At 71.2% G+C, this 14,251-nt stretch carries 13 protein-coding genes; 6 read left to right on the forward strand and 7 right to left on the reverse strand.

Translation table 11 applies throughout. The features are described 5' to 3' along the window. Positions 1-8 precede the first annotated feature (8 nt). The gene (locus ACFVJX_RS19080; RefSeq protein ID WP_384130166.1) at positions 9-1,376 is read right to left on the reverse strand and encodes a glutamine synthetase family protein; all 1,368 of its coding nucleotides are present in this window, start codon (positions 1,374-1,376) and stop codon (positions 9-11) included. 110 nt (positions 1,377-1,486) lie between these two features. Between ACFVJX_RS19080 and ACFVJX_RS19085 the strand changes: the two genes are divergently transcribed. Continuing rightward, complete coding sequence (locus ACFVJX_RS19085; RefSeq protein WP_384130169.1) at positions 1,487-2,197, forward strand: gamma-glutamyl-gamma-aminobutyrate hydrolase family protein; 711 nt, start codon at positions 1,487-1,489, stop codon at positions 2,195-2,197. A gap of 9 nt (positions 2,198-2,206) precedes the next feature. Here ACFVJX_RS19085 and ACFVJX_RS19090 read toward each other — a convergent pair whose 3' ends face one another. Together ACFVJX_RS19090 and ACFVJX_RS19095 are read right to left on the reverse strand one after the other, a co-directional pair. After that, a complete protein-coding gene (locus tag ACFVJX_RS19090; RefSeq protein ID WP_384130172.1) occupies positions 2,207-3,154 on the reverse strand; it encodes an aminoglycoside phosphotransferase family protein in 948 nt (315 codons plus the stop codon). Between the two features lie 60 nt (positions 3,155-3,214). After that, the gene (locus tag ACFVJX_RS19095; RefSeq protein ID WP_384130175.1) at positions 3,215-4,147 is read right to left on the reverse strand and encodes a LysR family transcriptional regulator; all 933 of its coding nucleotides are present in this window, start codon (positions 4,145-4,147) and stop codon (positions 3,215-3,217) included. Positions 4,148-4,217: 70 nt separating this feature from the next. On the opposite strand from ACFVJX_RS19095, the gene ACFVJX_RS19100 reads away from it, so the two are divergent. After that, positions 4,218-5,366 (forward strand): TDT family transporter, encoded by a 1,149-nt coding sequence (locus tag ACFVJX_RS19100; RefSeq protein WP_384130178.1) that lies wholly within the window; start codon positions 4,218-4,220, stop codon positions 5,364-5,366. Here ACFVJX_RS19100 and ACFVJX_RS19105 read toward each other — a convergent pair. The 4 genes from ACFVJX_RS19105 to ACFVJX_RS19120 all read right to left on the reverse strand — a co-directional run bounded on the left by ACFVJX_RS19105 (position 5,305) and on the right by ACFVJX_RS19120 (position 10,474). Continuing rightward, positions 5,305-6,012 carry a helical backbone metal receptor gene (locus ACFVJX_RS19105; RefSeq protein WP_384130180.1) on the reverse strand — a complete coding sequence of 236 codons (708 nt, stop codon included), beginning with the start codon at positions 6,010-6,012 and terminating at the stop codon, positions 5,305-5,307. The two genes, ACFVJX_RS19100 and ACFVJX_RS19105, sit on opposite strands and share 62 nt — an antisense overlap. A gap of 43 nt (positions 6,013-6,055) precedes the next feature. Continuing rightward, positions 6,056-6,607 carry a helix-turn-helix domain-containing protein gene (locus ACFVJX_RS19110; protein WP_384130182.1) on the reverse strand — a complete coding sequence of 184 codons (552 nt, stop codon included), beginning with the start codon at positions 6,605-6,607 and terminating at the stop codon, positions 6,056-6,058. A gap of 170 nt (positions 6,608-6,777) precedes the next feature. After that, complete coding sequence (locus ACFVJX_RS19115) at positions 6,778-9,417, reverse strand: ABC transporter permease/substrate binding protein (RefSeq protein ID WP_384130185.1); 2,640 nt, start codon at positions 9,415-9,417, stop codon at positions 6,778-6,780. Continuing rightward, positions 9,410-10,474: a glycine betaine/L-proline ABC transporter ATP-binding protein gene (locus ACFVJX_RS19120; protein ID WP_384130188.1), complete on the reverse strand. Its 1,065-nt coding sequence runs from the start codon at positions 10,472-10,474 to the stop codon at positions 9,410-9,412. The genes ACFVJX_RS19115 and ACFVJX_RS19120 overlap by 8 nt, the downstream gene beginning before the upstream one ends. A gap of 318 nt (positions 10,475-10,792) precedes the next feature. Between ACFVJX_RS19120 and ACFVJX_RS19125 the strand changes: the two genes are divergently transcribed. From ACFVJX_RS19125 to ACFVJX_RS19140, 4 genes are all read left to right on the forward strand, one after another. Next, positions 10,793-11,701 carry a 5'-3' exonuclease H3TH domain-containing protein gene (locus ACFVJX_RS19125; protein WP_384130199.1) on the forward strand — a complete coding sequence of 303 codons (909 nt, stop codon included), beginning with the start codon at positions 10,793-10,795 and terminating at the stop codon, positions 11,699-11,701. Between the two features lie 62 nt (positions 11,702-11,763). After that, entirely contained in the window at positions 11,764-12,606 is an 843-nt protein-coding gene (locus tag ACFVJX_RS19130) for a siderophore-interacting protein (RefSeq protein WP_384130190.1), read from the forward strand. 251 nt (positions 12,607-12,857) lie between these two features. Further along, on the forward strand, positions 12,858-13,442 hold the full coding sequence (locus ACFVJX_RS19135) for a sigma-70 family RNA polymerase sigma factor (RefSeq protein ID WP_384130192.1): 585 nt from the start codon (positions 12,858-12,860) through the stop codon (positions 13,440-13,442). Further along, positions 13,439-14,209: an anti-sigma factor domain-containing protein gene (locus tag ACFVJX_RS19140; protein ID WP_384130194.1), complete on the forward strand. Its 771-nt coding sequence runs from the start codon at positions 13,439-13,441 to the stop codon at positions 14,207-14,209. The genes ACFVJX_RS19135 and ACFVJX_RS19140 overlap by 4 nt, the downstream gene beginning before the upstream one ends. Positions 14,210-14,251: the final 42 nt, after the last annotated feature.

A 14,251-nucleotide genomic window follows, 5' to 3' on the forward strand; every position in this document is an offset into this window, starting at 1 on the left:
GGAAGTCCTCACAGACGTTCGAAGGAGCGCTTGATCTCCCAGTCGGTGACCGCCGCGTCGAAGGCCTCGATTTCGACGCGTGCCATGTTGGCGTAGTGCGCGACGACCTCGGGGCCGAAGGCCGCTTCGGCGATCTCGCTGTGTTCCCAGAGCCCGGCGGCCTCGCGCAGGGTGGTGGGGACGTGGTCGTACGCGGCGGTGTAGGCGTTTCCCGCGCAGGGCTCGGGGAGTTCGAGGCCGTGCTCGATGCCGTACAGGCCGGCCGCGACGAGCCCGGCGACGGCGAGGTACGGGTTGACGTCACCGCCCGGCACGCGGTTCTCGAAGCGCAGGGACTGGCCGTGGCCGACGACGCGGAGCGCGCAGGTGCGGTTGTCGTCGCCCCAGGCGACGGCGGTCGGGGCGAAGGAGCCGGGCTGGAAGCGCTTGTAGGAGTTGATGTTCGGCGCGTAGAGGAGCGAGAAGTCCCGCAGGGCCGCGAGCTGCCCGGCGAGGAAGTGCCGCATCACCGGGGACATGGCGCCGTCCCCGTCCGCCATGACGCTGCGTCCGGGGTCGTCGGTGGACCGGAGCGAGAGGTGGATGTGGCAGGAGTTGCCCTCGCGCTCGTTGAACTTGGCCATGAAGGTGAGCGAGACGCCCTCCTGCGCGGCGATCTCCTTGGCACCCGTCTTGTAGACGGCGTGCTGGTCGCAGGTGACCAGGGCCTCGTCGTAGCGGAACACGATCTCGTGCTGGCCCGGATTGCACTCGCCCTTGGCGGACTCGACGGTGAGTCCGGCGCCCGCCATCTCGTTGCGGATGCGGCGCAGCAGGGGTTCGATGCGGCCGGTGCCGAGGACGGAGTAGTCGATGTTGTACTGGTTGGCCGGGGTGAGGCCGCGGTAGCCGCGGTCCCAGGCCTGTTCGTAGGTGTCCTTGAAGACGATGAATTCGAGTTCGGTGCCGGCGTGGGCCGTGTAGCCGTGTCCGGCGAGCCGTTCGAGCTGGCGGCGCAGGATCTGGCGGGGCGCCGCGACGACGGGTGCGCCGTCGGTCCGGGCGAGGTCGGCGGTGACCATCGCGGTGCCGTCGTTCCAGGGCACCCGGCGCAGGGTGGTGAGGTCGGGGTGCATGGCGAAGTCGCCGTAGCCGCGTTCCCAGGAGGACATGGCGTAGCCGTCGACGGTGTTCATGTCGGTGTCGACGGCGAGCAGGTAGTTGCAGCCCTCGGTGCCGTGCGGCACGACCTCGTCGAGGAAGAAGGCGGCGGCGAAGCGCTTGCCCTGGAGCCGGCCCTGCATGTCGGGGAAGGCCAGGACCACGGTATCGATCTCACCGCTGTCGACGAGGAGGCGCAGATCCTCGAGGGCGAGCGGGGCTGTTCGGTCGGACACGGATGGATCCTCTCCTCGCGGGGCCGACAGATGATCCAAATCTATGGGCAGCGCAAGGGATTTGGATACGGTGTCGATGCGTTCCGCGTGCCGTGCGAGAGGGAGATCCGATGAACCGTCCGCTGATCGGGATCAGTACGTATCTGGTGGACTCGGCGCGCTGGGGCATCTGGGACCTGCCCGCGACACTGCTGCCCGCCGGTTACGCCCGGCTGGTCCGGGAAGCGGGCGGGGTGGCCGCGCTGCTCCCGCCGGACGCGCCGGAACTCGCGGCGTCGGTGGTGGCGCGGCTCGACGCGGTGGTGGTCGCGGGCGGGCCGGATGTGGATCCGGCACGGTACGGGGCCGATCCCGATCCGCGGACCGGGCCGCCCGCACCGGAGCGGGACGGCTGGGAGGCGGCGCTGATCGCGGCGGCGCTGGAGTCGGGGACTCCGCTGCTCGGCATCTGCCGGGGGATGCAGCTGCTGAACGTGGTCCTCGGTGGCACGCTGACGCAGCATCTGGACGGGCACACCGGCCCTGACGGGGCGACCGGCGCGTTCGGCACCCATACGGTGACGCCGGTGCCGGGTACCCGGTACGCCTCCGTTGTTCCCGGCGACTGCGCCGTGCCCACCTACCACCACCAGGCGGTGGACCGGCTCGGCTCGGGCCTGGTGGCATCGGCGCACGCGGCGGACGGCACGGTGGAGGCGGTCGAGCGCCCGGGCCCCGGCTGGGTGCTCGGGGTGCAGTGGCACCCGGAGATGGGTGACGACGTACGGGTGATGCGGGAACTGGTGGCGGCGGCCGGGCAGCTGACCGCACCGGCCCTGTAGGCGGCCGGGCTACTCACCGAGCCGGCACTTCAGCCAGTCCAGGGCGGCCGCGCCCTGCGCCGCCTGGAAGGGCCGCAGCGTGGGCAGGCCCGGTGGGGCGGGGCGCAGCGAGTGGGCCACGAAGTAGCCGGTCAGGGCGGCGAGCACGGCTGTGACGCCCACGGGGTCCGCGTCCCGGCCGAGCGGGTGGGCGGTGAAGAGCCGCTCCGGGTCGGGGCCGCCCTGGGCGGCGACGCAGGGCAGCATCGCCACCAGGTCGAACCAGGGCGCCGCGCGCATCGCGTGGGGCCAGTCGACGAAGACGACCCGGTCATCGGTGAGCAGGATGTTGTCCGCGCGCAGGTCGGCGTGGACGAGGCTGTCGCCGGTGGCGGCTTCCGCCCAGCCCGACTCCAACTCCGCGAGTGCGCCGACGCGGTGTGCCGCCCAGGGGGTGAGGCCGGTGGTGTCGCCTGCCGCGTGCAGGGTCCGCCAGCCGGTGAACATGGAGGTCTCGCGCTTCGCGACGGGCGGCGCGTCGATCGGGGCCGGGGTGAGGAGCAGGCTGAGCCGGCCGACGGCCGCCAGGACGCGGTCCAGCTCGGCCGGGTCCCAGGGGACGTGTGGCTGCCGTCCCTCGATGTCCTCCAGCACGAGGGCGACGCAGGTGCCGTCGTCGTACGAGCCGAGCAGCCGGGGGACGGGGGCGTGCGGCGGGAGGGCCGCGGTGTGGCGGATCTCGGCGCGGTGCAGGCCGAGGCTGTCGGCGTTCACCTCGGCGCGCACGGCCTTGACGAAGGCCCGGCCGCCGTTGGCGAGCCGGACCCGGGCGGCGACCCCGGGCGAGAACCCGCCGCTCTGGGTCCGGGCTTCGACGACGGGCGCCCCGAGGATGTCCTCGACGGCGGCGCGCACCTCGGCGGGGAGGTCACTCCAGTGGTGGCGGCGGCCCTCGGCCGGGGGTGCGGTGGCGGTCATCCACGCATACTTCCGGCTGAGCGGCGTACGGGCCAGCGCTTTTGTGCGGGCGCGCCGCCCTCAGTCGCTGGACGGGCCGGACCGGGTCAGGGAGAGAAGGTCGCGGGCCGGTCCGGTGGGGCGGTGGCCCGACGGCCAGACGGCGCGCAGCTGGCGCCGCAGCCGGACCCCGGCGATCGGGACCTTGACCAGACGCCGGGACGACAGCTCCTCGCCGAGGGCCAGTTCGCTCAGCACACACGGCCCCGCACCGCTCTCGGCCGCTCCCTTCACCGCGGTGGTCGAGGAGAGTTCCAGGAGCGGCTGGGCCAGTCCGCCGTGGACGGCGAGGGCGGCGTCCAGCACCTGGCGGGTGCCTGAGCCGTGTTCTCGGAGGATCAGCGGGGTCCCGGCGAGTTCCCGGGGGGTCAGCGGGGTGCGGCGGCGGGCCCAGGCGTGGGAGGGGGCGACCACGACGACCAGCCGGTCATGGGCGATGACGGTGCCGTCGAGACCTTCGGGCACCGAGAGTCCCTCGACGAATCCCAGGTCCGCCTCGCCGGTCAGCAGCCGCTGGGCGACGGCCGCCGAGTTGCCGGCGAGCAGCGAGACGGCGGTGTCCGGCCGTTCCCCCCGCAGGGCGATCAGCCAGCCGGGGAGCAGGTACTCGGCGATGGTCATGGAGGCGGCGACCCGCAGCCGGGAGTCGCGCCGGTCCCGCAGTGCCTGGGCGCCCGCGTCGAACGCCTCGGCGGCCTCCACGACCCGGCGTGCCCAGTCGGTGACGAGGGCGCCCGCGTCGGTGAGCCGGGACCCGCGGGGCGAGCGGTCGAGCAGGGCGAGGCCGAGCTGGCGTTCCATCGAACGGATGCGGCTGCTGGCGGCGGGCTGGGAGATGCCGACATCGCGTGCCGCCCGGCCGAGGCTGCCGTGCCGGGCGACGGCGATCAGCAGCTCCAGTGCCCCCAGATCGGGCACTCGGTGGGACAGCAGGGCAGGCACATCGCTGGTCATAAGCCCACCTTATGACCTCATAGGAAAGGACTCCCTGGTGGGGCGGGGCCGCCGATCCGAGAATCATGGCATGGCCACCTTTCCGCAGACCCGCGCCGTCCTCCCGTTCTCCGGCACCCTCCGGCGCCCCGCGCTGCGGTACTTCGGCCCCAACTGGTACGCGACCGTCATGGGTACCGCGATCGTCGCGAGTGCGGGCGCCGCCCTGCCGGTGCATGTCCCCGGTCTGCGGACGGCCTGCGCGCTGGTGTGGGTACTGGCCGCGCTGATGCTCGCCGCCGTCCTCACGGCCCGTGCAGGGCACTGGACCGCGCACCGGGACCAGGCCCGCTCCCATCTGCTCGACCCCGCTGTCGCCCCGTTCTACGGCTGTCTGTCGATGGCGCTGCTGGCCGTCGGCGGTTCCGGGATGGTGGTGGGCAGGGACGTGATCGGGCATCGGGCGGCCCTCGTCCTGGACGTGGTGCTGTACACCGCGGGGACCCTGACCGGGCTGGCCGCCGCGGTCGCGATCCCGTACCTGATGGTGGTGCGCCACCGCCCGGAGCCGGGGACGGCGTCCCCGGTGTGGCTGCTGCCCGTGGTGGCCCCCATGGTCTCCGCGGCTCTCGGTCCGCTGCTGGTGCCGGAGCTGCCGGCGGGCCAGTGGCGGGAGGCGCTGCTGCTCGCCTGCTACGCGATGTTCGGACTGAGCCTGCTGGCGACGCTGGTGATGCTGCCGCTGATCTTCGCCCGGCTGGTCCACCGGGGTCCTCTGCCGCTGGTGCTGACGCCCACACTGTTCCTGGTGCTCGGCCCGCTGGGCCAGTCCACGACCGCGGTCAACGCGCTGGCCGATGTGGCGCCGGGTGCGATCCGCGCCCCGTACGCGTCCGCGCTCGGCGCGTTCGCCGTGCTGTACGGGGTTCCGGTGATGGGGTTCGCGCTGATGTGGCTGGCCCTGTCCGGTGCCTTGGTGGTGCGGGCGCTGCGGGGCGGGATGACGTTCTCCATGACGTGGTGGGGCTTCACCTTCCCCGTCGGCACATGTGTCACGGGCGCCGCTGGACTGGCCCGGCACACCGGCCTGACGGCGTTCGGCTGGCTGGCTGTCGCCCTCTACCTGCTGCTGGTGACGGCCTGGGCGGTGGCCGGTGTCCGCACGGTGCGCGGGCTGGTCAGCGGAGCGCTGCTCGCAGCGCCGCGGGGGCCCGTACCAGTGACGGCCCGTACCACGTGAGGTACCGCCCGTCGACGAGTGCGGCGGGCAGTGCGGGGAAGGCCTCGGGGCCGTCGGCCGCGGTGAAGCGGTAGGGCTCGTCGGGAAGCACCACCAGGTCGGCGCCCGCGGCGTTGAGCTCGTCGAGCGGGACGCGCGGGTAGCGCTCCGCGTGGTTCGCGTAGACGTTGGTCACGCCGAGCCTGGCCAGCAGGTCTCCGGCGAAGGTGTCGCGGCCCAGGACCATCCACGGCCTGCGCCAGACCGGGACGAGCGCGCGGCGCGGTGCGCCCGGCCGCGGGAGGGCCGCCCAGGCGGCCTCGGCCTCGTCCAGCCAGCGTGGCCTCGGCAGCCCGCAGCCGGTGGTCAGCACCCGGTCCAGCTCGGCGAACGCCTCGTCGAGAGTGCGGACGGTGGTGACGAGCACCTCGGTCCCGGCGTCCCGGAGCGCCGCGAGGTCTGCCTCCCGGTTCTCCTCCTCGTTGGCCACGACCAGATCGGGGCGCAGGGCGAGGACGGCCCGCACATCGGGGTTCTTGGTGCCGCCGATGCGGGCGGCGTCCAGACCGGCCGGGTGCGTGCACCAGTCGGTGACGCCGACGAGCAGCTCCGGACCGCTCTCGGCGACGGCCTCGGTGAGCGAGGGCACCAGCGAGACGACGCGCACGGCTGTTACCTCCTGACGGCGGGGCGGCGAGCGGCCGGACGGCTCAGCGGCGCGGGTCGAACGTCGCGTCGACGTGCTCGGCCACGGCGACGAACAGCAGCCGGGTCCCGGGGACCGTGGCCCGCCAGCGGTGGCGCACCCCGCCCGAGAGGAACAGGGTGTCCCCGCGCTCCAGCCGGTACGCCTGTCCCTCGGCCTCCACCTCGGCGGCGCCTTCGGCAACGTACATCACCTCGTCGTTGCGGTGCTGGAACTCGCGCCGCAGATCGAGCTCCCCGGTGAATTCGAGGGCGCTGAGCTGGTGGCGTCCGCGCACCACCCGCCGTACCCCGTCCCCGTCCTCCTGCCCGCCGCGCACGACGTCCACCGCGCGCGCCGAGTCGGCGGCGGCCCGCAGACGTGCGGTGGTGGTCTCCAGCGCCTCGGCGACCCGGTCCAGGGACCGGGGGCTGGGTCTGGCGCGTTCGTTCTCGATCTGGCTGAGGAACGGTACGGAAAGGCCGCTGCGCGTCGCGACCGCCGCCAGCGTGAGTCCCAGGGATCTGCGCTGTCGGCGGACCGCCGCGCCCACGCGGAGTGTTTCCTTGTCGTCCATGTCCGGCTCCCTCCCGACTCCCCATCCTTCCGGCTGCCAGCACCTTACGCACACGGTTGGCCGAGGACAGCCGGTAAAAGAGACTTCCGGACAGCCCGGAAGGGGTGGGCACCGCCACCGGCGGTGCCCACCCCTTCCCGTGTCGCACCCCTGGTGGGGGCGCGACGGCGTTACTGCTTCGGTGCCATCTTGTCCGCGATGCCCGGGTTCTTGTCCATCCAGGCCTTCACGGCTTCTTCCTCGTGTCCCGTACCGAGCTTCTGGATCTCGTTCTCCAGGCCGCCGAGCTGGTCCTCGCTCAGCTTGAAGTTCTTGAACCACTTGGTCAGCTGCGGGTAGTTCTTCGGGAAGTCCTTGGAGGCGATGGTGTGCAGCCGGTCGCCGTCACCGAAGGCCTTCTTCGGGTCCTGGAGCTTGGTCATCTTGTACTCGTTGTAGGCCCAGTGCGGGGTCCACAGGAGTACGGCGATGGGCTCCTTCTTGGCGTACGCGCGCTTCAGCTCGGCGAGCATGCCGGGCGTCGAGGAGTCGACGACCTTGTACTCCTTGTCGAGGCCGTAGTTCGGCAGCACGTTCTTCTTGAGGTTCTCCATCGTGGCCGTGCCCGGCTCGATGCCGACGATGCGGCCCTTGAACTGGGAACTCTTGCCCTTGAGGTCGGCCAGGGTCTTCACGCCCTTGACGTAGTCGGGCACCGCGACCTCGATCGAGGTGGGGCCGTACCACGAGCCGACGTCCGTCAGCTTTGAGCCGTACTTGTCCCAGTAGTTCTTCTGGGTGTACGGCAGCCAGCCGTCGAACTGCACGTCGAGCTGACCACGGGACATCGCGGTGTACATCGGACCGACCTCGAACTGCTTGAGGTTGATCTTGTAACCGCGGTTCTCCAGGACGGCCTTCCACAGGTACGTGGCGGCGATGTCCTCCTCCCACGGGAACCAGGCCATCTCGACGGCGCGCTCGCGCTCGTCCTTGCCGTTGGCACCCTTGGAGGTGGTGGCCTTCGCCACCGGGGCCGCCTTGTCGGCGAACCCGGGGTTGGCCTTGAGCCAGGTGCGGACGGCGTCCTGCTCCTTGCCGGCTCCGCTCTTCTGGATCTGCGCCTCAAGACTGGTGAGCTGGTCCTCGGTCATCTTGAAGTTCTTCAGCCACTTGCCGACCTCGGGGTTCTCGTCCGAGAAGCCCTTGCGGGTCAGCGTGTGGATGCCGTCGCCCTTGCCCCAGAGGTTCTTGGTGTCCTTGAGCTTGGTCAGGTCGTACTGGTTGTACGCCCAGTGCGGCGACCAGAGCGGAACCACGATGGGCTCCTTCTTGGCGTACGCGCGCTTCAGCTCGGCCAGCATGGACGGCGTGGAGCCGTCGACGACCTTGTACTCCTTGTCCAGGCCGTAGCCCGGCAGGATCTTGTCCTTGAGCAGGCCCGTCTCACCGGCGCTCGGCTCGATGCCGACGACACGGCCCTTGAACTCCGAGCCCTTGCCCTTGAGGTCGTCGAGCGTCTTGACGTCCTTCACGTACGAGGGGACGGCCAGCTCCAGGGAGGTGGGTCCGAACCAGGAGCCCATGTCCTCCAGGCGGTCCTTGTACTTCTTCCAGTACGCGGCGTGCGTGACCGGCAGCCAGGAGTCGGTCTCGAAGTCGATCTGGCCGCCCGCCATACCGGTGTACAGCGCGCCGGCCTCGTACTGCTTGGTGTCGACCTTGAAGCCGCGCTGCTCCAGCAGCTCCTTCCAGAGGAAGGTGGAGGCGATGCCCTCGTCCCAGGGGATGTAGCCCATGCTGATCGTCTTGCCGTCACCGATGTTCTTCGGGTCGGCGCCCGCGGTGTCGCTGTCCGAATCCGAGGAGCCGAACACGCCCATGCCACCGGCCACGAGGGCCAGGACGACGATGCCGACCACGGCGACCACGGGCTGCGGACGGTAGTTCCACAGCTTCAGACCGCCGGTGGCCGCCTGCGCCTTGGCGAGCGCGCGGCGGGCCAGCGGGGAGACCTCGCGGCCCAGGGCGCTGGTCATCCGGTCCAGGTACATCGCCAGGACGACGATGGAGATACCGGCCTCGAAGCCGAGGCCGACGTCGACGTTGCCGATGGCGCGGTAGACGGCACCACCGAGGCCGCCGCCACCGACCATGCCGGCGATGACCACCATGGACAGGCCCAGCATGATGACCTGGTTGATGCCCGCCATGATGGTGGGCAGGGCGAGCGGCAGCTGCACCCGCAGCAGGGTGTTGCGCGAGGTGGTGCCGAAGGCCTCCGCGGCCTCGACGAGCTCACCGTCGACCTGCCGGATGCCGAGCTCGGTCATCCGGACGCCCGGAGGCAGCGAGAAGATGATGGTGGCGATGACGCCCGGGACCACACCGACGCCGAAGAAGATGACGCCGGGGATCAGATAGACCATGGCGGGCATGGTCTGCATGAAGTCGAGGACCGGCTGGGTCACCGCGCTGACGGCCCGGGAGCGGGACGCCCAGATACCGAGCGGCACGGCCAGCACCAGCGTCACGATCGTCGCGACGAGCACCAGGGTGAGCGTGTCCATCGCCTCGTCCCACAGATCGACCGAGTCGATCAGGGCGAAGCCCACGAACGCGAGCACACCGGCGAGCAGACCGCGCAGCCACCAGGCGATCACGGCCACGATGCCCGCGAAGAGCAGGGGCGCGGGTGCGGAGATCACGGCGGCTATGCCGTCGAACATGTTGCTGACGATGGAGCTGATGAAGTCGAAGAGCCAGGCGAGATGGGTCTGGAGCCAGTCGACGGCGGAGTCGACCCAGTCGCCGAGGTGGAGCCTAAACACTGGCCACCTTCTTCAGCGAGGCCGCGGCGTCCTGAGGAGCCTCGGCGGGGGTCATCGGCTCACCGAGTACGGCCAGCAGCCTGGACCGGGGCACCACGCCCACGAGCTTGCCCTTGTCGTCGGTCACCGCGACCGCGGTACCGCTCTGCGAGCAGGGCGTGAACAGCTCGATGATCGGGGTGGACTCGGTGACGGTGGCCGGGGCCTCCCGCAGGACGTCCTGCGGGGTACGGAGTTCCTTGCCGCCGTCGGTCTTGGTGCCCAGGACGGTCTCCGGCTCGGCCATGATCGCGCCGGCGGTCAGCACCCGGGAGCGGTCCACATCCTGGGTGAAGGAGGCGACGTAGTCGTTGGCCGGCGTGACGAGGATGTCCTCGGCGGTGCCGAGCTGGACTATCTCACCGTCGCGCATCACGGCTATCCGGTCGCCGAGGCGCATGGCCTCGTTGAGGTCGTGCGTGATGAAGACGATGGTCTTCTTCAGCCGCTTCTGGAGCTCGAGGAGCTGGTCCTGCATGTCGCGGCGGATCAGCGGGTCGAGTGCACTGAAGGACTCGTCCATCAGGAGCAGGTCGGCGTCGGTGGCCAGCGCGCGGGCCAGGCCGACACGCTGCTGCATACCGCCGGACAGCTCGTCGGGCCAGGAGTTCTCCCAGCCCGCCAGGCCGGTCATCTCCAGGGCCTCGGTGGCGCGCCGGTTGCGCTCCGCGCGCGGCACGCCCTGCACCTCCAGCCCGTAGCCGGCGTTCTCCAGCACGCTCCGGTGGGGGAAGAGCGCGAAGTGCTGGAACACCATGCTGATCTTGGTGGACCGGGTGTGGCGGAGTTCGGCGGGGGACAGGGCGGTCAGGTCCTGGCCGTCGAACAGCACCTTTCCCGCGGTGGGCTCGAGCAGCCCGTTGAGCATCCGCAGCAAGGTGGACTTGCCGGAGCCGGACAGCCCCATCACGACGAAGATCTGGCCCGGTTCCACGGTGAACGATGCGTCGATCACCGCTGCTGTCGTTCCGTCGGCGCGCAGCTCGTCGCGGTCCGAGCCGCTCTCGAGTTTCCGCACGGCTTGATCGGGTCGTCTGCCGAAGACTTTGTACAGGTGTTCGGCTTGCAGCCTGGACACATACACCTCACGCGTTGAACCGAAAACGGTCTGCCACCCCTCCGGCAGACCGTGGAGCGCGCGGATTCGGTCCGCAGGCCACGTCCACTAGTTGAAAATGCGACGTGGTCCGCTCCGATGCCGCGCCTGCCCCCGCTTATACAGGTCAAACACAAGAGTGACCCACGTCACACAGAACTGGCCCCGGTTCGGGAACCGCGCCCTCGGCCGCCACTGTCAGTGGGGTGCGGCATCATCGGGGGTGTGACGCGACGCCTGATGCTCCTCGACACCGCCTCCCTCTACTACCGCGCCTACTTCGGGGTCCCCGACTCCGTGCGCGCACCGGACGGGACCCCGGTCAACGCCGTACGCGGTCTGCTCGACTTCATCGGCCGGCTCGTGCAGGACCACCGGCCGGACGATCTGGTCGCCTGCATGGACGCGGACTGGCGGCCGCACTGGCGGGTCGAGCTGATCCCCTCCTACAAGGCGCACCGCGTCGCGGTGGAGACCGCCGACGGCCTGCCCGACGAGGAGGACACCCCCGACACACTGGCCCCGCAGGTCCCGGTCATCGAGGACGTACTCGACGCCCTGGGAATCGCCCGGGTCGGCGTCGCGGGCTACGAGGCGGACGACGTGATCGGCACGCTGGCCGGGCTGTCGGCCGGCCCGGTCGACATCGTCACCGGCGACCGCGACCTCTACCAGCTGGTGGACGACGCCCGTGGTGTGCGGGTGCTCTACCCGCTGAAGGGCGTCGGCTCCCTCCAGCTGACGGATGAGGCCTGGCTGCGCGAGAAGTACGGGGTGGACGGCTCCGGATACGTCGACCTTGCGTTGCTCCGCGGCGACCCGAGCGACGGGCTGCCCGGCGTGCCCGGCATCGGCGAGAAGACCGCCGCGAAGCTGCTGGACGCCTTCGGCGATCTGGCCGGAATCATGGCGGCGGTGGACGACCCGGCCGCGAAGCTGACGCCCTCGCAGCGCAAACGGCTCGACGAGGCCCGCGACTACGTGGCCGTCGCGCCGACGGTGGTCCGGGTCGCGGCCGACGTACCGCTGCCCGCCTTCGACCCCGCCCTGCCGGCCGAGCCGCGCGACCCGGCCGCGCTCGAAGCACTTGCGGGTCAATGGGGGCTGGGCGGCGCCCTGCAGCGCCTGCTGTCCACACTTCGGAGCTGAGGTGTTAAGTTAGGTAACCCTAAGCCCGATGATCCGGGTCTGGACGATACAGGGAGAACCTCGTGGCAGAACGACCGGCGCGACAGGCACCCAAGGCGCAGGGCGCGCAGGTCCTGCGCACCGAGCAGATCACCCCGCACATGATCCGGGTGGTGCTCGGCGGTGACGGTCTCGCGGATTTCGCGCTCTCGGGTTTCACCGACCACTACGTCAAGCTGTGCTTCGCCCCGGAGGGCGCCGACTACGCGCACCCCTTCGACATGGCCCGCATCCGCGAGGAGTTCCCGCGCGAGCTGTGGCCCACCACCCGTACGTACACGGTGCGGTCCTGGGACCCTGCCACCCGTGAGATGGCCATCGACTTCGTGGTGCACGGTGACGAGGGCCTGGCGGGGCCGTGGGCGGCCCGCGCCCAGGCCGGCGACCAGGTGACGTTCCTGGGACCGGGCGGCGGTTACGGCCCGGACGCCTCGGCCGACTGGCATCTGCTGGTGGGCGACGAGAGCGCGTTGCCGGCCATCGCCGCGGCGATGGAGCAGATGCCCGAGGGCGCGGTGGTGCACGCCTTCGTCGAGGTCGAGGACGCCACGGAGGAGCAGAAGATCGCGACGCCGGACGGCGTGGGGGTGCACTGGCTGCACCGCGGCGGGCGGCCGGTCGGCGAGGCGCTCACCGCCGCCGTGCAGGAGCTGGAGTTCCCGGCCGGCGAGGTGCAGGCGTTCGTCCACGGCGAGGCCGGCTTCGTCAAGGACATCCGCCGCCACCTGCGGCTGGACCGCGGTGTCCCGCTCCCCCAGCTGTCGATCTCCGGCTACTGGCGCCTCGGCCAGAACGACGACGCCTGGCGCACGGTCAAGCGCGCGTGGAACGAGCAGGTGGAGCGCGAGCAGGAGAGCGCCGCGTAACACCGCTTGACGACTGAGCACCGGCCGCCGGTCCGGGGCGGGCGGCCGGCGCGGAACGGCCCGCCGCCCCGGACGATCGACGGTCCGGGGTTCGTGCCCCGGGCGAGGTCCCGCCGGTCCCGCGGGGCCACGGTGCACAGGTACGGACGCGCGGACGAGGCATGGAAGGATTTCGCCCACTGACCAATCCGCGTTGCCTTCGGCTCCGAACCACCCCTGGAGACCGATGAGCGTCCTGGGAGGAAGTCCGCGTGAAAGAAGCCGTGCACATCAGCGGATTGGCCTCGGCGGGGCCCGATCTGCAAGAGCTCCTGGGGATGGTCGCCCGGGGCGATCAGGAAGCCTTCGCTCAGGTGTACGAGGCGGTCTGCGGTCCGGTCCTCGGACTCGTGAGAAGCGTCCTGCGTGATCCCGCCCAGTCGGAGGAGGTCGCGCAGGAGGTGCTGGTGGAGGTGTGGCGCACCGCGCCGCGATTCCAGTCCGCCCGCGGCAGCGCCATGAACTGGGTGCTGACCCTGGCCCACCACCGTGCCGTGGACCGGGTCCGCTCGGTGGAGGCGACGACGGCCCGTGAGCACAAGGCCGCGCTGCTCGACCGCACCCCGGCCTTCGACGACGTCACCGAACAGGTCGAGAGCCGGCTGGAGCAGGAGCAGGTCCGCCGCTGTATGCGGACCCTCTCCGAACTTCAACGGGAGTCCGTCACACTGGCGTACTACCGCGGACTGACCTACCGCGAGGTGTCGGAACTGCTCGCGGTGCCGCTCGGAACCATCAAGACTCGACTGCGCGACGGACTGATCCGGCTGCGCGACTGCCTCGGGGTGAGCGCATGAGCGACGCAGGACTTCACACACTGACCGGGGCCTATGCCCTGCACGCGCTTCCGGAGAGCGAACGCCGGGAGTTCGAACGCCACCTGGGCGACTGCGAGGCCTGTTCCGTGGAGGTACGGGAGCTGTCGGAAACGGCGACCCGGCTCGGGCTCGCGGTCTCCACCGCGCCCTCGCGGGAACTGCGCGCAAGGGTGCTCCAGGAGGTCGCGACCGTACGCCAGGAGTCGCCGTCCAGCGGCCGACGGGCGCGCTCCGGCGGGGGCGGTGGCGTGGGCAGGGCAGGGCGGTGGCCCAAGTTCGCGCTCGCCGCGTGCCTGGCCGCCGCGGCGGGCCTCGGCGGTGTCGCCGTCTGGCAGAACCAGGAGGCGCAGGACGCCCGCGAGGACGCCCGCGCCACCCAGCAGCGCAGCGAGCAGGTGGCCGATGTCATCTCGGCGCCCGACGCCAGGTCGAGTTCGGCCACACTGAGCGACGGCGTGAAGGGCACCGTGGTGGTCTCCAGGGACCGGGACCGGGCCGTGTTCCTCGCCTCCGGGCTGGCGAAGGCGCCCGGCGGCAAGGTCTACCAGCTGTGGTTCGACGACGGCGGGACGATGCGGTCCGCAGGCCTGATGCAGGCGGCCGGACCCGCGTCGACGACCTACGCGAGCCTGCTCGACGGGCCGGTGGGCGGCGCCACGGGCATGGGCATCACGGTCGAGCCGTCGGGCGGCTCGAAACAGCCGACCTCCACCCCGCTGGCGCTGATGAAACTACCCTCGGCATGAGGGAGCGGCCCGTGGCCGGGCCTCCGGAAGCAGTCGTTCCGG

The organism is Streptomyces sp. NPDC127177, assembly GCF_042672475.1.
Taxonomy (GTDB): Bacteria; Actinomycetota; Actinomycetes; order Streptomycetales; family Streptomycetaceae; genus Streptomyces.